We start from the raw sequence: 18,255 nt of genomic DNA, 5'->3' as shown, positions 1-18,255 counted from the left end.
CCGTGTGCACGTGCCCGCGCGTCGCGCGGGACGCGTGGGTCCGCTGCGGCGGCCCGCGCCTCGGGGAGTGACAGACGGAGGTCCAGTGAGACTCATCAGGAGACGGATCGGCAGGTCGGCCGCTGTCGCGGTCACGGCCGGCGCGGTGCTCGCGGCAGGGCCGCTGGTCGTGCCCGCGCAGGCCGCGACCGGGCCGTCCGGCATCCAGGCCAAGGGCGCCTTCCTGCTCGACAGCGGCCCCAACAAGACCCTCTGGGGCAAGGGTGCCGACACGAAGCGCCAGATGGCGAGCACCACCAAGATCATGACGGCTGCCGTGGTGGTCAGCACCAAGAACGCCGACCTGGACCGCAAGATCACGGTCAAGCAGGCGTACCGGGACTACGTGGCGAAGAAGGGCGGGAGCACCGCCGACCTGCGCACCGGCGACAAGCTGACCGCGCGCCAGCTGCTGTACGGCCTGATGCTGCCTCCGGCTGCGACGCGGCGTACGCCCTGGCGGACGCCTACGGCACCGGTTCGACCACGGCGGCGCGCACCAAGTCCTTCATCGCCAAGATGAACAAGAAGGCCGCCGACCTGGGTATGAAGAACACCCGGTTCGACTCCTTCGACGGCATCTCCCAGTCCGGCTCCAACTACTCCACGCCGCGGGACATGGCCAAGCTGGGCCGGTACGCGCTCGCCAGCAAGAACATACAGACGGTGGCGAAGTCCACCAAGACCGTGCAGAAGGCCACCAACGGCCGCACCTACACCTGGTACAACACCAACCAGCTGCTCGGCTCCTACCAGGGTGTCGTCGGCATCAAGACCGGCACCGGCAGCACCGCCGGGCCCTGCCTCGTCTTCGCGGCGACCCGGAACGGGCGGACGGTGGTCGGCGTGATCCTCAACAGCCAGTCGCGCTACCCGGACGCGACCCGGATGCTCGACTGGGCGTTCCAGCAGAAGGCGGCGTCAAAGGTCACGCTGCGCCAGCTTCCGGCCGGTGCGGAACGCGACTGACGCCGGGACCGCACGGGACGCGGGGACGGGCGGCGCCACAGCTGGCGCAGCCCGTCCCCGTGTCCGTCGGCGGGGCTCTGCGGGGGTGTGCCGGGCGCGTGGTTCCGGGGTGCGGGCAGGTCCCGCGGGCGGCGGAGAGTTTACCGATCGTATTCGCGGCAAAACGAGCGGGGACAGTCCAAAACCCTCCAACAGCAGAGAGCCGGGGGTACCACGTCATGTCCACAGTCGTGATCATCGTATTGGTCGCGGTGCTGGTCCTCGCTGTCGCTGCCGTCGGTCTGTACGCCGTACGGGCCAAGGGCGGCGGGCGCAACCTGAAGCACCGCTTCGGACCCGAGTACGACCGGGTCCTCGCCCGCCACAACGGGGACACCCGCGCAGCCGACGAAGAACTCGGCGCCCGCCTCGACCGGCACGGTTCGCTGGAGACCCGCGAACTGCCGCCCGAGTCGCGGCAGCAGTACACCGACCACTGGGCCGCCGTCCAGGAACGGTTCGTGGACTCCCCGCAGCAGGCCGTCGCCGAGGCCGAGCAGCTGCTCGGCCGCCTCGCCGAGGACGTCGGCTACCCGGCCTCCCAGCACTACGACGACCAGACCGACGCGCTGTCCGTGCACCACGCCGAGCACGTCGAGGGGTACCGCAAGGTGCACTCCGCCGCCCGGGGTGAGGCCGGCACCGAGCACATGCGCGAAGCCCTGGTCGAGGGCCGTGCCCTGTTCGACGCGCTGATGGGCGGCCCGAACGGCGACGACCGGCAGGGGCCGGCCGCCACGGACAGCCGGGCGCCGCAGATCAGCGGACGGCACCAGACGAAGGGAAGTGACACCGCATGACGACCGACAACGCACGCGGCACGAACCAGGAGCGGGACGCCCGAGCCGAAGGCGGCGCACCGGTGGGTACCGACGTCGGTGCCACGCGCCCCGGTGACCCGGCGTCCGAAGGGCACGCGGCGCCCGGCCGCCCCGACGCCGGCTCCCCGGCCGAAGGCCCCGGCCGGGCCCGCACCCCGGCCGCCGCTCCGGCGGCGACCGGCACAGGCGACAACCGTTCCGGAGCCCGTGACACCGGGCTGCTCGACCAGCCGGGCGGCTCCGTCTCCTCCGACCGCTCCCCGACCGCCGCCGGAACGCCGGACCACGGTGCCCGCGACGACGGGCCGCGGCACCGCGGCGACGAGGAGAGCCTGGTGCCGCACGGTGAGCGGGACAAGCTGACCGAGCGCCTGCACACGGCCACGACGAACTTCGTCGACAGCCCGCGCGAGGCCGTGCAGGAGGCCGACCAGGTGCTGGAGGAGACGCTGCGGCAGCTCAACGACTCCCTCTCCGAGCGGCACCGTCTGCTGAAGGCGGCCCTGCGCGGTTCGGAGGACCGCAGCGAGACCGAGGACCTGCGGCTGGCACTTCGGCAGTACCGCGAACTGACCGAGCGGCTGCTGCACGTGTGAGCCGCCGGTACCACTGGTGCGGGGCGGGAGCCGGGAACGCCGGCTCCCGCCCCGCACCGTTGTGTCTGCTTCAACCACCCTTGCCCGAAGGGGGTCTGACAGGCCGTCGGGTGGGCATGCGGTGTGCAGGAGGGGAGCGCCCTCCGGCAGGAGGACACAGCGATGGATCGGGACACCCGAACCGACCGTGACCGTACCGACGACCCGCGGGCCGCCCGGCCGCGCGCCTTGCCGTGGTGGGCGAAGCTGCTGATCGGGCTCGCCGTGGCGGTGACCGCACTCGCCCTGGTGGCGCGCTTCAGCCTGATCCCCGGGGTGCAGGACCTCTTCGGCGAGGAGACCCGGGACCGCACCGGGCCGACACTGCTGCAGTCCATCCAGGACATGAGCCGCTTCCAGGCGGCCTCGGGCAACTTCCAGGTCGTCGTCGACCTGGAGAAGGACGCGAAGTTCCTGCCCGACGCGATCCGCGGCTCCCGCACGCTGTACATCGGCGCCGGCAGCGTCGACGCCTACGTGGACCTGGGATCCGTCGGTGAGGACCAGGTGAGCGTCAACGAGGAGCGCACCGCGGCCACGCTCGTCCTGCCGCGTGCCGAACTCGGCAGGCCCTCGCTCGATCCGGACCGCTCGTACGCGGTGAGCAAGCAGCGCGGCCTGCTCGACCGGCTGGGCGACTTCTTCTCCGACAACCCCGGCGACGAACGGGCCGTGCAGAAACTGGCCGCCCGGCACATCGGGGACGCCGCGAAGGACAGCGAGCTGACCGACCGGGCGGAGAAGAACACCACCAGCATGCTCAAGGGCCTGCTCGGCTCCCTCGGGTTCGAGCAGGTCACCGTCCGCTACGGAAAGGAGGAGTAGCCAGAACCACGGGAACCCCGGTGGCCCCGCCCGCCCCTGACCCGTGTCCCTCCCGGCTCCCACAGCCACCCGCACACGTCCCCACCAGCGACAACGGGGTTTGCCGCGTCCTGCTGAGGGAAGTCGGGCTTACGAATCGGATGTCGTGTTCACACCCTGGAGATTGTCATGACCATCATTGGCTGGATTCTGCTCGGCCTGATCGCCGGTGCCATCGCCAAGGCCCTCATGCCTGGCAAGGACCCCGGCGGCTGCGTCATCACGATGCTTCTCGGCATCGTCGGCGCGCTGCTCGGCGGCTGGCTGGGCCGGGTCGTGTTCGGGATCGAATCGGTGGACGGCTTCTTCCAGCTCTCCACGTGGATCGCGGCGATCGTCGGTTCCGTGATCCTCCTGATCATCTACCGGGTGGTCACCGGGGGACGAGCGCGGGGGTGACCGCGCGGACACACGGCTGACCCACGGGCACCCACGGCAGGGGCGCGGTACCGCGAGGCGGTACCGCGCCCCTGCCGTTCCGCGGCTCAGGGCCCGGTCACTCCCTGACGGTGCGGTCGCCCAGCATGCTGGAGTCCAGCCGGTCGAGCAGGTCCTGCGGGTCCCGGTACACCTCCACCGCACCGGCCCGGGTCAGTTCCGCCTCGTCGTAGGGGCCGCTCGCCACCCCGATGCAGGGCACACCGGCCTCCCTGCAGGCTTCGACGTCCCACACGGTGTCGCCGACGAACAGCGCCTCCTCCGGCCGGGCGCCGCCCAGTTCCAGTGCCCGTTCCACCAGGTCCGGGGCGGGCTTGCTGGCCTTCACGTCGTCGGCGGTGGTGGCCGCCGCGATCACCTTGTCGGCGTCCAGCGCCGACCGCATCCAGTCCAGTTCGGGTCCGGCCGCCGAACTGGCCAGGACCACCGTCCAGCCGATGCGCGCGCAGCTGCGCAGCAGCTCCGAGGCGCCGGGCAGCGGGGCGAGACGTGCCTCGTACTCGGCGTAGAGCGCGGAGTGCGCACGGACCATGCCGTCGTCCGAGTCCCGGTCGCGGTCGTCGTCGAGGAGGTGGTCGAGGAGCTTGTCCGACCCCATGCCGACCGCGCGGTGCACGCACTTCATCGGAACCGTGTGGCCGGCCTGCCGGAACGCCTCCCACCACGTCACCGCGTGCAGGTAGGTGCTGTCCACCAGGGTGCCGTCCACGTCGAACAGCACGGCCTTCCGCCGGATCATCGCCCGACCGCCCGGCGGTCGCGGCGGCACGTGCTGTGCCCGCCGGGGACGGGCGCGGTGCGCGTCGGCCGGCCGGGGCTGTCGTCCCGGGCCGGTGCGCGGCCCGCCGGTGGCGGGAGGAGTGGGTCAGTGGCCATCGGGCACCTCCGTGGTTCTGCGGCCTTCCGGCCGTGCTGTCACGCTGTCGTACCGCGAACCGGCCGTCCGGGTGCCCCGACGCGGCGGAGGCGGCGCCCACCGGGTGGCGGGATGCCCCGTCCGGCGGTCAGCCGCGGCCACCGCCGGGGATCGGCTCCGGTGGCGGGCACGGTGCGTCCCGCGTGCCCGCCACAGCCCGCCCCAACCACCTCGGGCAGCCCCCGGCGCCAGGTGTGGCGCCTCTCACCGGGGCGCCTTGCGGCGCCGGGGACGCCCGCCCGCCGCTCAGCGGTCGCCGGGAGGCTCCTCCAGCGGATCCGCGACACCCTTGCCCGGTTCGACCACGTCCTTGCGGCCCGCGTTCTGCTCCCGGTCCATCGCGGCGATCCGCGGGTGGTGCAGGTCGAACGCGGGGGAGTCGGACCTGATCTGCGGCAGCGCGTGGAAGTTGTGGCGCGGCGGCGGGCAGGACGTCGCCCACTCCAGCGAGCGGCCGAAGCCCCACGGGTCGTCCACCGTGACCCGCTCGCCCCGCTTGGCGGTCTTCCACACGTTGTACAGGAACGGCAGCGTCGACAGGCCGAGCAGGAAGGCGCCGATCGAGGACAGCGTGTTGAGCGCGGTGAACCCGTCCGCGTGCAGGTAGTCGGCGTAGCGGCGCGGCATGCCCTCGGCCCCCAGCCAGTGGTGGACGAGGAAGGTGAGGTGGAAGCCGACGAACAGTGTCCAGAAGTGGATCTTCCCGAGCCGTTCGTCGAGCATCAGCCCGGTGAGCTTGGGCCACCAGAAGTGGAAACCCCCGAACATCGCGAACACGATCGTCCCGAACAGCACGTAGTGGAAGTGCCCCACGACGAAGTAGCTGTCGTGCGCGTGCCAGTCCAGCGGCGGCGAGGCCAGGAGGACGCCGGTCAGGCCGCCGAAGAGGAAGGTGACGAGGAAGCCGACGGACCACAGCATCGGTGTCTCGAAGGAGAGCGAGGCCTTCCACATGGTGCCGATCCAGTTGAAGAACTTCACCCCCGTGGGCACGGCGATGAGGAACGTCATGAAGGAGAAGAACGGCATCAGTACCGCGCCGGTGGCGAACATGTGGTGCGCCCACACCGCAACCGACAGGCCGGTGATGGCGATGGTGGCGCCGACCAGCCCGATGTAGCCGAAGATCGGGCGCCGGGAGAACACCGGGATGATCTCCGTGATCATGCCGAAGAACGGCAGCGCCAGGATGTAGACCTCCGGGTGGCCGAAGAACCAGAACAGGTGCTGCCACAGCAGCGCGCCGCCGTTCTCGGGGGCGAAGACCTGCGAACCGAACCGCCGGTCGGCCTCCAGCGCCATGAGGGCGGCGGCCAGCACGGGGAAGGCGAGCAGCACCAGGACGGACGTGAAGAGCACGTTCCAGGTGAAGATCGGCATCCGGAACATCGTCATGCCGGGCGCGCGCATGCAGATGATGGTGGTGATGAAGTTGACCGCGCCCAGGATGGTGCCGAAACCCGACAGCACCAGACCCATGATCCACAGGTCCGGCCCCAGGCCGGGACTGCGCTCCTCCCGGCTCAGCGGTGTGTACGCCGTCCAGCCGAAGTCGGGCGGGCCGCTGACGGTCAGCATGCTGCCGACCACCATGAGGCCGCCGAACAGGAACAGCCAGTAGGACAGCATGTTCAGCCGGGGGAACGCCACGTCCGGGGAGCCGATCTGAAGCGGCATCACGGCGTTGGCGAAGCCGGCGAACGTCGGGGTGGCGAACAGCAGCAGCATCACGGTGCCGTGCATGGTGAACGACTGGTTGTACTGGGTGTTGGTGATGAGCTGCAGCCCCGGACGGGCCAGCTCGGCCCGCATCAGCAGGGCCGCCACGCCGCCGATCAGGAAGAACACGAAGGACGTCGCCAGGTAGAGGTTGCCGATCTTCTTGTGATCGGTGGTCGTCATCCAGTCGACCGCCACCTGCCCCGGACTCCGAGGCGTGCTGAACCCCGTACCGGGCGGGGAGGAGGCGGTCGTCACCATGGGCGTTCCCTCGGGGCTTGAGCAACCAGGTCGCGCAGCGGTGTACCCGGCGCCGAAACCGGCAAACCGGCGCTTCCTCCCGGTGGGTGACGTGCCGTCGGGCGGTTGACGCGGTGACGGATCCGGCCCGCCCGGGGGCCGGCCCGCGGCTCAGCTCCGCAGTGCGTCGAGCGCCTGCTCGGTGGAGGGCCGGAAGTCGAAGACCTGGTCGAGACCGACGATCTGCAGCACCCGCAGCAGGTCGGGGCCGGTGCCGGCGAGCAGCAGGCGGCAGCCCGTCTCCTCGGCCCGCCGGTAGGCGGTGACCAGCACGGTGATGCCGGTGGAGTCGCAGTAGGACACCCCCGCCAGGTCGAGCACCACGGGCGTGCCGGGCCCGAACGGGGTCTCCGCGAGGGCGTCGGCGAAGCGGGGCGCGGTGTGGTGGTCGAGTTCACCTGCCACGGTAAGCACCGTCGCTCCGGCAGAGTGGTTGCGGCTGGTGACTGTGATGGCGCGGTGGGGCACCGGTTCTCCTGTACGGGTCGGAGGGCTGTGCGGGGCAGGTCGGACGATGAGGGCTGCGCAGGCGGTCCTTCCCTCCTTCTCCCGAGTCGGCGACACATGCCTGGGCCGACCGGATCGCCTGTCCGCCCACCGGTGGGCCCGGCGGACAACCGGTCGCGGCACCGCCTCATCCTACGGACCGCGGGCCCGGCGCGCGGGGATGCCGCATGCGGGCGCGGGTGAGATCGCGCAGCGCGATCGTGAGGTGTGCGGGCGGCGGTGCGGGGAACGAGTCGCAAGGCGTACCCCGCGGACCACCGCGACGCGGCCGGACGCGCATCGGCCGCGGGTGATCGACAGGAGCGTGCGGGGTGGCAGTGACAGGTCCCGAGGGCAGCGGCCGCCGGGCGGAGCCCGGAGCCGGAACGGACGTGTTCGCCGCCGACGGCGACATCGGCCGCGACCTGGCGGCGGTCGACTGGCTGGCGACGCCCCTGGGCGCCCCCTCCGACTGGCCGCAGAGCCTGCGGACGGCGGTCAGCATCCTGCTGTCGTCCCGCTTCTCGATGTGGATGGCGTGGGGGCCGGAGCTGACGTTCTTCTGCAACGCCGCCTACCGCAAGGACACCCTGGGCCGGAAGTACCCCTGGGCGCTGGGCCGGTCGGCGAGTGAGGTGTGGTCCGAGATCTGGGACGACATCGGTCCGCGCATCGACACCGTACTGTCCACGGGCCGAGCCACCTGGGACGAGGCGCTGCTGCTCTTCCTGGGGCGTTCGGGCTATCCGGAGGAGACGTACCACACGTTCTCCTACAGCCCGCTGCGGGACGACTCCGGCGAGGTCGTGGGCATGCTGTGCGTGGTCCGCGAGGACACCGAGCGGGTCATCGGGGAGCGCCGCATGGCCACCCTGCGCGACCTGGGCTCAGACCCCAGCGTGGTGCGCACCGAGGAGGAGACGCTGGCGTTCGCCGGGCGGCAGCTCGGCCGCAACCTGCGCGACCTGCCGTTCAGCCTCACCTACCTGTTCCAGGACGACGGCAGCGCACGGCTGGCGGGAGCGACCGGCATTCCCGCCGGGCACCCGGCCGCTCCCGAGCTGCCGGCCGACGGGGAGAGCGGCGTGTGGCCCGCCGCCGCGCTGGAGCGGGGCGAACCGGTCCTGGTGGATCTCGACCCAGCCGCCCTGCCCACCGGGGACTGGGCCGAGCCCCCGGACCAGGCCCTCCTGGTGCCGCTGCTGCGGCAGGGCAGCTCGCCGTACGGCTTCCTGGTGGCCGCACTCAACAAGTACCGGCCGCTGGACGAGGGCTACCGGGGCTTTCTGGACCTGGTCGCCGGGCACATCGCGGCGGGTATCGCCAGCGCCCGCAGCTACCGGGCCCAGCAGCAGCGCGCCGACGAACTCGCCGAACTCGACCGTGCCAAGACCACGTTCTTCTCCAACGTCAGCCACGAGTTCCGCACCCCGCTCACCCTGATCATGGGCCCGGTGGAGGAGCTGCGGGGCCGCCTCGCCGGGGCCGACGAACGGGTGCGGCAGGAACTGGAGGCCATCCACCGCAACGGGCTGCGCCTGAGCAAGCTGGTCAACACGCTGCTGGACTTCTCCCGGATCGAAGCCGGCCGGATGCAGGCCCGCTTCACCCCGGTCGACCTGGCCGCCGTGCTGACGGAACTGGCCAGCGTCTTCCGCTCCGCGGTGGACGGCGCCGGCCTCACCTTCGACGTCGACTGCCCGCCGCTGCCCGAGCCGGTCCACATCGACCCCGGCATGTGGGAGAAGGTGATACTGAACCTGCTCAGCAACGCCCTGAAGTTCACCTTCGACGGCTCGATCCGGGTAGCGGTGCGCGCCGAGGGCAGCCATGCGGTGGTCACCGTCGCCGACACCGGCACCGGTGTTCCCGCCGACGAGATGCCCCGGCTCTTCGAGCGGTTCCACCGCATCGAGAACGCCCGCTCGCGCTCCAACGAGGGCAGCGGCATCGGGCTCGCCCTGGTCAAGGAACTCGTCGCCCTGCACGGCGGCACGATCAGCGCCGACAGCACCGAGGGCGAGGGCACCCGCTTCACCGTCCGCCTGCCGTTCGGCTCCGACCATCTCCCCGCCGGAACACCCGAGCCCGCCGACGGCACGGCGACCGCGTCCGCCGCCCCCTACGTGCAGGAGGCGCAACGGTGGCTGCCGTCGGACGACCCCCTGGCACCCGCGCTGCACGCCGCCGTCGACCCGGCCGGGGCCACCGTTCCCGCGGCGGCCTCCGGGCCCGTACCGTCCGCCCCGGCACGGGTACTGGTAGCCGACGACAACGCCGACATGCGCGAGTACCTCTCCCGTATCCTGCGGGACGCCGGCTACCGGGTCAGCACCGCCCACGACGGCCAGGAAGCCCTGGAAGCCGTCCGCTCCGACGCCCCCGACCTGGTGGTCAGCGACGTGATGATGCCGCGCCGGGACGGGCTGTCGCTCGTGGGAGCGCTGCGTGCCGACCCGCGCACCGCCGCCTTGCCCGTGCTGCTGCTGTCCGCGAAGGCCGGTCAGGAGGCGTCGATCGAAGGCCTCCAGGCCGGTGCCGACGACTACCTGGTCAAGCCCTTCGCCGCCGCCGAACTGCTGGCCCGGGTACGGGCCAACGCGGAACTGGCCCGGCTGCGCAGCCATCACGCCCGCTGGCGCACCGCGCTGGTGGACTCGATGCAGGAGGCCTTCTTCGTCTGCGACGAGGCGGGCGCCGTCATCGAGATCAACACCGCGTTCACCGACATCCTCGGCCACCGCCCCGACGAGCTGCCCTTCGCCGCGCTGCACCCCTGGTGGCCGGACGCCGAGGCCGACCCCGAGGCCCACCGCGAGATGGCCGCGGCGTTCGACACCCTGCTCAGGGAGGGGCAGGGCCGGTTCACCGTGCCGGTCACCCATCGCGACGGGCACCGGCTGTGGATCAGCGTCGCCTACAACCGAGCCCGGGACCCCGACACCGGACGGCGCGTCACCGTAGGCACCTTCCGGGACGTCACCGCCGAGCACTACGCCGTCCAGCGCCAGCAGGCCCTCGCCTCGCTGAGCACCGTCCTGGCCCAGGCAACCAGCCTGCCCGAGGCGCTGGCGGGGGCGCTGGGGGAACTGCGGGAGATGTGGCGCGCCGACCGGGTGCTCTCGGCGGTCTTCGTCCCGCACGGCGACCCCGCCCTCACCGTCAGCAGCACCGCCCCCGGCCCCGAGACCCCCGGCCGCACCGGCACCGGCTGTGACCCCGGCACCGGCTCCGGAGCGGCGACCGGCACCTGGCGCGACCTGCCGGAGGAGCGCCGTCGTGTCCTGACCGGCCTGAGCGAGCGCCCCCTGCTCACCCCGACGACCACCCGCACCGGCGCCGGCGTCCTGCTGGAGCACCCGGACGGCCCGATGGCGCTGTGGATCGACCTGGGCGACCACCGCCCGTTCAGCGAGGAGGACCAGCTGCTGCTGTCCCTGCTGGCCGGACGGCTCGCGCAGGGACTGGTACGGGCCCACCAGATCGACCAGCAGCGCGACACGGCCGTCGCCCTGCAGCGCGCCATCCTCGGCCCCGCGCAGCTCCCCGACGGGTTCGCGGTCCGCTACGAACCCGCCGGCCGGCCCCTGGAGGTGGGCGGCGACTGGTACGACACCTTCGCGCTGACGGACGGCCGCATCGGCATCGTCGTCGGCGACTGCGTGGGCCGCGGCCTGGAGGCCGCCACCGTCATGGGGCAGCTGCGCAGCGCGTGCCGTGCCCTGCTGCTCCAGGACGCCAGCCCCGCCCGGACCCTGATGGCGCTCGACCACTTCGCGGCCGGCATTCCCGGGGCCGTGTGCACCACCGTCTTCTGCGGCGTGCTGGTTCCCGAGACCGGGCAGCTGACCTACTCCAGCGCCGGGCACCCGCCCGGCATCCTGGTGACCGCCGACGGCGAGACGCACCTGCTCGACGGGGGCCGGTCCGTGCCGCTGGCCGTCCGGCCCGGACGGCCGCGGCCCGAGGGCCGGAACACCCTGCCCGCCCGCGCCACACTCATGCTCTACACCGACGGGCTCGTCGAACGCCGCCGCCGCTCGCTGGACGTGGGCATCGAACAGGCCGGGGAGGCGGTACGGGAGGGCCGGGACGTCGCCGTCGACGACCTCGCCGACCGCGTCATGGTCCGCCTCGCCCCCGCAGACGGCTACGACGACGACGTCGCGCTGCTGCTCTACCGGCACCCGGCCCCCCTGGACGTCGCCTTCCCGGCGCACTCCGCCGAGCTGGCACCGGTCCGCCAGGCACTGCGCGGCTGGCTCAGCCAGTGCCAGGTCCCGTCGCGGACCGCCCAGGGCGTGCTGGTGGCCGCCGGTGAGGCGTGCGCCAACGCCATCGAGCACGGCCACCGCGACGCGCCCGGCGGAACCGTCCGGCTGCGGGCGGAGGCCTTCGCCGACAACCTGCGCCTCACCGTCTCCGACACCGGCTCCTGGCAGCCGCCGCAGCCCGCGGAGAACTCCCACCGGGGGCGGGGAGTGGGGCTGATGCGCGCCCTGATGCAACACGTCACCATCACACGCGGTGCCACTGGGACCACCGTCGACATGCACACGAGGATCTCCTGATGACCACCGAGCTGACCGTCACTCCCGGGCAGCGTCCCGACGGCACCGCCCTGCTCGCGGTGGCCGGCGAGATCGACATGAGCAACGCGGACGCCTTCGCCGAAGCCCTCGACGGCACGCGGGGCCGTCTCGTCGTGGATCTGACCGCCGTGGGGTACCTGGACAGCGCGGGCCTGAGCGTGCTGTTCGCCCATGCGGACCGCATCGAGGTGATCGCCGCCCCGTCCGTCGCGCCCGTGCTGGCCGTCTCCGGCCTCGCCGAGCTCACCGCCGTGCACGAGTCCGGCCCCGGCCACGACACCGGTGCCGGCTCTCCTCCGGTCACTCCGTAGCCCCGGCTGTCCCCGCCGCACCAACCGGAGGGGAGCCGGCCGCCCGGGTGCAGCGGTCCGCCAGGTGGGCGAACGCGTCCCTCAGCTCGGGCGGGCCGACCACCTCGATGTCCGCGTCGAACCGTGCGATGAAGCCGGCCAGCCCGTGCCACGACCAGGAGCCCAGGACAAGGCGGCAGCGGTCCGCGCCCAGTTCCTCGACCATGCCGTCCCGTGTGTACCGCGACACGGCGGCGGCGGGCAGACCGAGGATCACCTCGCCCCGGCAGAGCTGCTCGCCCGCGTCGTTCGAACCGTGGAACCTGCGGGCGACGAACGCCGCCACGTCACCGCCCGGCACCTCGCGCGGAGTGAAGCGGGGGCCGGTCGGGATTCGCGGGGTGATCCGGTCCGCCCGGAAAGTGCGCCAGTCCTCGCGGTCGAGGTCCCAGGCGACCAGGTACCAGCGCCCGCCCCAGGTGACGAGGTGGTGCGGCTCGGCCCGGCGCGGCGGGGCAGCCGCGTCGTCGTCCCGGCCGCCACCGGAGGGGGCGCCGGAGGCGTAGTCGAAGCGCAGCACCTCGCGGGCGTGGGCGGCCGCGCTGAGCGCCACCAGCACCGAGGCGCCGACCCGCTGGTCCGGCGTGGCCACCGGCCGCTCCACGGCGGTGAACCGGAGGGAGTCGATGCGCCGGCGCAGCCGGGCGGGCATCACCTGCCGGACGGTGTTCAGCGCGCGGGCGGCGGCCTCCTCGATGCCGGCGCCCGTTCCGGTGGCGAGTTGGAGCGCCACCGCGAGGGCCACCGCCTGCTCGTCGTCGAAGACGAGTGGCGGCAGCTCGGTCCCGGCAGCGAGCCGGTAGCCGCCCTCCGGGCCCTTCGTCGCCTGGACGGGGTAGCCCAGTTCACGCAGCCGCTCGACGTCCCGGCGCACCGTACGGGGGCTGACGTCCAGCCGCTCGGCCAGCAGCGCCCCCGGCCAGTCGCGGCGTGCCTGGAGCATCGAGAGCAGCGACAGCAGTCGCGACGAGGTCTTCTGCATGGCTCCCATGGTGCCGCGGAAGCGGTCAGGAACAGACCGCTTCCGCTGCCACAGTGGACGAGCCGACCCGGGCCGCCGGACCGGCCGGACCCGTTCGGGGGCCGGCCGTCGCCGGGAGGTGCGAGTCGAGGACGTCGTCCACGAGAGGCAGGGAACCGAGCATGACCGTCAACGCCGACCCGGAGGTGGCGGCGCACGCGCCGGACCGGACCGGCCGCAGCGCACCCGCCGGGGTACCGCCCCGGCGGCGTCCCGCCGGCGCACGACCGGCGGTGGCCCGGTGACCGTGCTGTGCGCCCGCGCCCTCAACCGGGCGACGCTCGCCCGGCAGCTGTTGCTCGACCGCGTCGCCGTCCCCGTGCACGACGCCGTCGCCCACCTCGGCGGACTCCAGGCGCAGGAGCCGCAGGAGCCGTTCGTCGGGCTCTGGTCGCGTCTGCGCGCGTTCGACCCGGCGGCGCTCGACGACCTGCTGGTGTCGCGTGACCTGGTGCGGACCCACCTCATGCGGCGGACCGTGCACCTCGTCACCGCCGGCGACGCCCTGGCCTGGCGGGCCCGGCACGACGCCATGCTGCGCCAGCGCACGGTCGGCGCCTACCGCCGCGAGCTCGCCGCCGTCGACCTCGACGCCCTCGCAGCGGCCGGTCGGCGTGTCATGGGCGACGGCACACCCCGCACGATGGCCGAGCTGGCCCGCGCGCTTGCCGACCGCTGGCCGACTCCCGGCCCGCGGGTGCTCGGCGAGGTGCTGGCCGCCGCCCTCGTCCCGATGGTCCAGCTGCCTCCGCGCGGCCTGTGGCGTACGAAGGCGGGCGTGCGGTACGTGCCGCTCGCCACATGGCTGGGCCGTGACGTCGACCCGCTCGTCCCGGACGGTTCCGACCCGGTCGGCCAGGCTCTGGCCAGGCGCTACCTGGCCGCGTACGGCCCCGCCGCCTCGGCCGACCTCCGCGCCTGGTGCGGTCTCAGCGGTCTGCCCGCGGCGGTCACCGCGCTGCGGGAGGAGCTGGTCTGCTTCCGCGACGAGCGCGGCCGGGAACTTCTGGACCTGCCCGACGCACCCCGCCCCGACCCCGACACCCCCGCACCCGTGCGGTTCCTCCCAGCGTTCGACAACGCGATCCTCGGCTTCGACGACCGCACCCGCGTCATCGACGACGCCCACCGCGGCCTGTCGGTGGCCGGAGCCCGCGTGGTGCTGGTCGACGGCCGGGTCTCGGCGACGTGGACCGTCGAGGCCGACACGGTGGTCGTCAGCCCTCTCGGCCGTCTCTCCCGGGCCGACCGCACAGCCGTCCAGGAGGAAGGGCAGTCCGTCGCGGTCTTCCTCTCCGAAGGAGAGAGCGACCGCGCCCGCCTCGCCGCGTCTGCCGCCTGAACGCAACGTCCGGGAGGAACCGTTCCCCGTCCGGGCGGCTCCGACCGTTCGCTGTACGGGGCCTGCGGACGTGAACGCGTGCGCATGTGCGCGGGCCGTGGTCGACCAGGACGGATGCCGTACCTGGTCGACCACGGCCGGTGGCGACCTACACGTCAGCGCTCGCGGATGCGGCCTGGCACGGGGGCAGTTGCGTCGGCGGTGGTCGGCGGGATGTTGTAGTTGAGGCGGTACAGGTTCTGCGGGTCGTGGACGGCCTTCAGCCGCGCCAGCCGTTCCAGGTCGGGCGGCGTGTAGGCGGCGCGGACCCGGTCCTCGCCGGCGTTGGCGCCGAAACCGAGGAAGTTGAGGCGGGCGCCCGAGGAGTACGGCTCAAGCGCCTTGAGGAGTTGCCGGTACACCGGACGGGTGCCCTCGACGGTGCCTCCGAACAGCAGAGTGACCACGGACAGCAGGAACGGGGCGTCCCGGTGCGCCACCGAGTTCGCACGCTCGGGCGGTTCGGCCGCGGCACCGCCGAGGTGGCGCAGCTCCACCACGCACGGAACCGGCGCCTGCGGACCCGCGTGCTTCAGCAGCGCCCTCAGCACGTCGTCGCCGGCCTCCCGCAGCAGGGCGCTCTCCCGCTGGAAGGGGACCGGGAACGGCGGCTCGTCGTGGATGGAGGCGCTCTCCGCGTAAGGCATGTCCCGCAGTGCCTCCAGCAGAACGGGCCCGGCCTCCCGCAGCGGCGCGACCAGCCCCTCGCCCTCCTCGGCGCCGGCGGTGCAGGCGATCCGCACGTGGTAAACGTGCCGGCCCCGCATCGGCTCGGGCACCTCCGGGCCGTCGGGCATGGGGATCAGCGCGACCGAGGAGTTCATCTCCCTGGGCATGTCCCTCGCCCATCGCACATAGGCGTGCAGAACGCCGGGCGCGGCTTCGGCGTCGAAGAACAGGCCTCCGCCGTACAACCGGGACACCGGCACCAGATCCATGTCCAACCGGGTCACGATCCCGAAGTTGTCGCGGCCCCCCACCACCGCCCAGTACAGGTCCGGGTCGTCGTCCGCTGTGACCGTGCGCAGATCCCCGTCGGCGGTCACCAGCTCCAGCCTGCGCACCCGGTCCGAGGCGTAGCCGTAGGTACGCACCAGCAGGCCCACGCCGCCGCCGAGCACGTAGGAGACGACGCCGACATGCGGGGCCGAGCCGTTCAGAGGTGCCAGCCCGTACCGTGCCGCCGCGGGAACGACGTGCTCGAAGCGGACGCCCGCCTGGACGCTCACCGTCCGCCGGTCCGGATCGATCTCGACGCCTGTCATGCGGCCCGTGGTGATGAGCAGTCCGCCCCGCGCAGCGACGGAATAGCCGTGCCCGGTGCACTGCACGGCGACCGGCAGGCCCCGGCGCGAGGCGAAGCGGACCGCCTCCTGGACGTCCTCGGCCCGTGTGGCTCCGACGATCACCTCGGGCTCGTGGCGGACAGCGAGGTTCGCCCCCGTGCGCTCCTGGTCGTACCCCTCGTCGTGGGGCAGCAGTACGGGCCCCGCAACGCGGGAGGCGAGCGTCCGGATATCGGTGTGCTTCACAGGTTTCTCCGTTCGACTGGTACCGGTGCGCGCCATCGTGGGGCCGAAACCTGACACCGCCCGTCAGGTATGGGCGAGACTCGGAAGGTGAAATTCGACCGGCTGCTGTCCATCCTCCTGCTGCTGCAGCAGCGGGAGCGAGTGCCGGCGACGGAGCTGGCCCGGCGCCTGGAGGTCTCGGTGCGCACGGTCTACCGGGACGTCGAGGCTCTGTCGGCGGCGGGCATCCCCGTCTACGCCGAACGAGGGCGGTACGGAGGTGTCCGGTTGCTGCCCGGATTCCGCACCAATGTGACGGGGTTGACGCGGGACGAGGCGCGAGCCCTGTTCGTCCTCGTCGGGCAGAGCGCGCACTCCGCGCTCGGGCTGGACCGGGCGCTGGGCTCGGCGCTGCGCAAGGTCATGGCCGCGCTGCCGGCGCCGCACCGGCCGGCCGCCGAGCTGACGAGCCGGAGACTGCTGATCGACCCCGACGGCTGGCTCGGCGGGCCACACGACCAACTCCTGGTGGACGAGCTGTACGACGCAGTCCTCGCCGACCGCCGGCTGCGGATCGTCTACCGGCACAGTGGCCGCGCCGCCGCCGACGTGTACGGGGTCGACCCGTACGGCCTCGTCTGCAAGGCAGGTACGTGGTACCTCGTTGCTGACCGGGCAGGGCGCCCCCGGCTCTTCCGCGCCGACCGGCTGCACGACGTCGCTGTCACCTCGGAGCCGGTAGCCCGCCGGGCTGAAGTGGAACTCGGGGACGTCTGGGAGGAGTTGCGCCGGGAGGTCGAGCACCGCGGCGGGGAAGTCGTCGTCAGGGCACGGGTGCGTCGGCGCCGACTGGACATGCTCCGCCGGCTCACCCGCCCGCACTTCCTCCGGGAGGTCGGGGCGGACTCGTCGGAGGCGGAGAAGCCGGCGGACGGGAGACACCTGCTGACCGATGACGCCTGGCTGACGGTGGAGTTGGAGTACCCGGTGCCGGTGGCAGCTCGCCAACTGCTCCAGTTCGGCACGGACGTGGAGGTACTCGGCCCGCCCGAGGCCGTCCGGGAGGTCTCGCGCGCCGCCGCCGCCCTGGTCGAGCTCTACTCCCGCCCCGGTTGAACGCTCCTGCCCCGATGACCCGACCGTTCACCCCGGCCCGGTGGTGGCGGGCCCCCGCGGTAGAGCGCGCCGGCCAGGGCGATGGCCGTGTGGGTGGCGGGGTGGGAGTCGTGGGTACGCCAGATGAGGTGCACGGACACGGGCGGCGCGTCGCGCAGGGGGCGGTAGGTGATGCCGTCCCGGCGGTACTGGGCGGCGGTCGCCTGCGCGGTGAGGCCGACGCAGCGGCCGGTGGCGATGACGGCGAGCCAGTCGTCGACGTCCTGGGTGTACTCCAGGACCGGCTGCTCGTGGGAGGGCCACAGGTCGAGGGTGGTGGTGCCGGTGCGGCGGTCGACGGCCAGGGTGCGGCGGGAGACCTCGCTCAGGCGGATGCTGCGGCGACGTGCCCAGGGGTCGTCGGAGGCCATGGCGACATAGCGGGCTTCGTGGCCGACCAACGCGTGTGACCAGGGCCGCAGGTCGAGAGGGGCGCGAATGACGGCAAGGTCGCACAGCCCTTCGGCGAGGCCGCCGGTGGGTGTGTTGTGACGGATGAGGCGCAGTTCGGTCTCGGGGTGCTGAGCCTGCCAGCGGCGCTGGAACTCCGTGGTGTGCTGGCCGAACGCTGACCAGGCGTGTCCGATGTGGAGACGGCTCTGGCCGGTGGTGGCCTCACGGACGAGTTCGTCGGCGCCGGCGAGCAGGACGCGGGCACGGGCGAGTACCTGCACCCCGGCGGTGGTGGGCGCAACGCTGCGGCTGGTGCGGTGCAGCAGACGCACCCCGAGGAGCTTTTCGAGGGCGGCCAGTGTGCGGGAGACCGCAGCCTGCGAGGTGCCCAGATGGAGCGCTGCGTCAGTGAAGCTGCCGGTGTCGATGATGGCGACCAGGCACCGCAGGTGTCGCAGTTCCAGCACCGCCGTGTTCTCCTGCCTCGCTCCCATACGCTCAGCGTATAGGTGGCCGCGCCCATGCATTTTGCGTATCGAGGCCCGGCTTCCATCGTGAGCGGTATGCGCCTCGGCACCTCCCCTTCTCCGGCGGCCGTCCCCCGCGCCGCACCGGCCACCGGCCCT

15 protein-coding genes and 1 pseudogene are annotated in these 18,255 nt (G+C 72.8%); 10 read left to right on the top strand and 6 right to left on the bottom strand.

The window, feature by feature from the left end; translation table 11 throughout:
* Nucleotides 1–94: 94 nt before the first annotated feature.
* From QNO07_RS00580 to QNO07_RS00560, 5 genes and pseudogenes are all read left to right on the top strand, one after another.
* Nucleotides 95–1,008, top strand: a pseudogene (locus tag QNO07_RS00580) (D-alanyl-D-alanine carboxypeptidase family protein).
* Between the two features lie 218 nt (nt 1,009–1,226).
* On the top strand, nt 1,227–1,847 hold the full coding sequence (locus QNO07_RS00575; RefSeq protein WP_283989275.1) for a hypothetical protein: 621 nt from the start codon (nt 1,227–1,229) through the stop codon (nt 1,845–1,847).
* Entirely contained in the window at nt 1,844–2,464 is a 621-nt protein-coding gene (locus QNO07_RS00570) for a hypothetical protein (RefSeq protein ID WP_283989274.1), read from the top strand. Before QNO07_RS00575 ends, QNO07_RS00570 begins: the two co-directional genes overlap by 4 nt.
* 162 nt (nt 2,465–2,626) lie before the next feature.
* Complete coding sequence (locus tag QNO07_RS00565) at nt 2,627–3,328, top strand: DUF4230 domain-containing protein (RefSeq protein WP_283989273.1); 702 nt, start codon at nt 2,627–2,629, stop codon at nt 3,326–3,328.
* 168 nt (nt 3,329–3,496) lie between these two features.
* A complete protein-coding gene (locus QNO07_RS00560; protein WP_283989272.1) occupies nt 3,497–3,766 on the top strand; it encodes a GlsB/YeaQ/YmgE family stress response membrane protein in 270 nt (89 codons plus the stop codon).
* Between the two features lie 97 nt (nt 3,767–3,863).
* Here the strand turns inward: QNO07_RS00560 and QNO07_RS00555 are convergent, their stop codons facing one another.
* The 3 genes from QNO07_RS00555 to QNO07_RS00545 all read right to left on the bottom strand — a co-directional run bounded on the left by QNO07_RS00555 (nt 3,864) and on the right by QNO07_RS00545 (nt 7,208).
* Nucleotides 3,864–4,544 carry an HAD family hydrolase gene (locus QNO07_RS00555; protein WP_283989270.1) on the bottom strand — a complete coding sequence of 227 codons (681 nt, stop codon included), beginning with the start codon at nt 4,542–4,544 and terminating at the stop codon, nt 3,864–3,866.
* A gap of 423 nt (nt 4,545–4,967) precedes the next feature.
* Nucleotides 4,968–6,701, bottom strand: coding sequence for an aa3-type cytochrome oxidase subunit I (gene ctaD / locus QNO07_RS00550; protein ID WP_502961742.1), 1,734 nt, complete (start codon nt 6,699–6,701; stop codon nt 4,968–4,970).
* A 150-nt stretch (nt 6,702–6,851) separates the two neighbouring features.
* Nucleotides 6,852–7,208 carry an STAS domain-containing protein gene (locus QNO07_RS00545; protein ID WP_283989268.1) on the bottom strand — a complete coding sequence of 119 codons (357 nt, stop codon included), beginning with the start codon at nt 7,206–7,208 and terminating at the stop codon, nt 6,852–6,854.
* 356 nt (nt 7,209–7,564) lie between these two features.
* Here QNO07_RS00545 and QNO07_RS00540 point away from each other — a divergent pair, with 356 nt between their 5' ends.
* Together QNO07_RS00540 and QNO07_RS00535 are read left to right on the top strand one after the other, a co-directional pair.
* Nucleotides 7,565–11,797 (top strand): SpoIIE family protein phosphatase, encoded by a 4,233-nt coding sequence (locus tag QNO07_RS00540; protein WP_502961750.1) that lies wholly within the window; start codon nt 7,565–7,567, stop codon nt 11,795–11,797.
* Nucleotides 11,797–12,129 (top strand): STAS domain-containing protein, encoded by a 333-nt coding sequence (locus tag QNO07_RS00535; protein WP_283989267.1) that lies wholly within the window; start codon nt 11,797–11,799, stop codon nt 12,127–12,129. Before QNO07_RS00540 ends, QNO07_RS00535 begins: the two co-directional genes overlap by 1 nt.
* Here the strand turns inward: QNO07_RS00535 and QNO07_RS00530 are convergent.
* Nucleotides 12,119–13,150, bottom strand: coding sequence for a helix-turn-helix transcriptional regulator (locus QNO07_RS00530; RefSeq protein WP_283989266.1), 1,032 nt, complete (start codon nt 13,148–13,150; stop codon nt 12,119–12,121). The genes QNO07_RS00535 and QNO07_RS00530 overlap by 11 nt on opposite strands.
* Nucleotides 13,151–13,311: 161 nt before the next feature.
* Between QNO07_RS00530 and QNO07_RS00525 the strand changes: the two genes are divergently transcribed.
* Nucleotides 13,312–13,434, top strand: coding sequence for a hypothetical protein (locus QNO07_RS00525; RefSeq protein ID WP_283989265.1), 123 nt, complete (start codon nt 13,312–13,314; stop codon nt 13,432–13,434).
* The gene (locus QNO07_RS00520) at nt 13,431–14,531 is read left to right on the top strand and encodes a winged helix DNA-binding domain-containing protein (RefSeq protein ID WP_283989264.1); all 1,101 of its coding nucleotides are present in this window, start codon (nt 13,431–13,433) and stop codon (nt 14,529–14,531) included. The genes QNO07_RS00525 and QNO07_RS00520 overlap by 4 nt, the downstream gene beginning before the upstream one ends.
* A 155-nt stretch (nt 14,532–14,686) precedes the next feature.
* Here the strand turns inward: QNO07_RS00520 and QNO07_RS00515 are convergent, their stop codons facing one another.
* Nucleotides 14,687–16,102, bottom strand: a complete 1,416-nt coding sequence (locus QNO07_RS00515) for an FAD-binding oxidoreductase (protein ID WP_283989263.1) — start codon at nt 16,100–16,102, stop codon at nt 14,687–14,689.
* 87 nt (nt 16,103–16,189) lie between these two features.
* Here QNO07_RS00515 and QNO07_RS00510 point away from each other — a divergent pair, with 87 nt between their 5' ends.
* A complete protein-coding gene (locus tag QNO07_RS00510; RefSeq protein WP_283989262.1) occupies nt 16,190–17,197 on the top strand; it encodes a helix-turn-helix transcriptional regulator in 1,008 nt (335 codons plus the stop codon).
* Here QNO07_RS00510 and QNO07_RS00505 read toward each other — a convergent pair.
* Nucleotides 17,179–18,123 carry a LysR family transcriptional regulator gene (locus QNO07_RS00505; protein ID WP_283989261.1) on the bottom strand — a complete coding sequence of 315 codons (945 nt, stop codon included), beginning with the start codon at nt 18,121–18,123 and terminating at the stop codon, nt 17,179–17,181. The two genes, QNO07_RS00510 and QNO07_RS00505, sit on opposite strands and share 19 nt — an antisense overlap.
* Between the last annotated feature and the right edge of the window lie 132 nt (nt 18,124–18,255).

The organism is Streptomyces sp. 549 (assembly GCF_030124175.1).
Classification (GTDB): Bacteria; Actinomycetota; Actinomycetes; order Streptomycetales; family Streptomycetaceae; genus Streptomyces.
The sequence above is the reverse complement of the archived record's forward strand: the minus strand, read 5'-3'. Positions and strand labels throughout refer to the sequence as shown.

Excerpts from the sequence above, each read along its gene's own strand:
- QNO07_RS00535 (WP_283989267.1), top strand. The coding sequence starts at position 11,797 with ATGACCACCGAGCTGACCGTCACTCCCGGGCAGCGTCCCGACGGCACC.
- ctaD (WP_502961742.1), bottom strand. The coding sequence starts at position 6,701 with ATGGTGACGACCGCCTCCTCCCCGCCCGGTACGGGGTTCAGCACGCCT.
- QNO07_RS00575 (WP_283989275.1), top strand. The coding sequence starts at position 1,227 with ATGTCCACAGTCGTGATCATCGTATTGGTCGCGGTGCTGGTCCTCGCT.
- QNO07_RS00525 (WP_283989265.1), top strand. The coding sequence starts at position 13,312 with ATGACCGTCAACGCCGACCCGGAGGTGGCGGCGCACGCGCCGGACCGG.
- QNO07_RS00555 (WP_283989270.1), bottom strand. The coding sequence starts at position 4,544 with ATGATCCGGCGGAAGGCCGTGCTGTTCGACGTGGACGGCACCCTGGTG.
- QNO07_RS00565 (WP_283989273.1), top strand. The coding sequence starts at position 2,627 with ATGGATCGGGACACCCGAACCGACCGTGACCGTACCGACGACCCGCGG.
- QNO07_RS00505 (WP_283989261.1), bottom strand. The coding sequence starts at position 18,123 with ATGGGAGCGAGGCAGGAGAACACGGCGGTGCTGGAACTGCGACACCTG.
- QNO07_RS00560 (WP_283989272.1), top strand. The coding sequence starts at position 3,497 with ATGACCATCATTGGCTGGATTCTGCTCGGCCTGATCGCCGGTGCCATC.
- QNO07_RS00570 (WP_283989274.1), top strand. The coding sequence starts at position 1,844 with ATGACGACCGACAACGCACGCGGCACGAACCAGGAGCGGGACGCCCGA.
- QNO07_RS00530 (WP_283989266.1), bottom strand. The coding sequence starts at position 13,150 with ATGCAGAAGACCTCGTCGCGACTGCTGTCGCTGCTCTCGATGCTCCAG.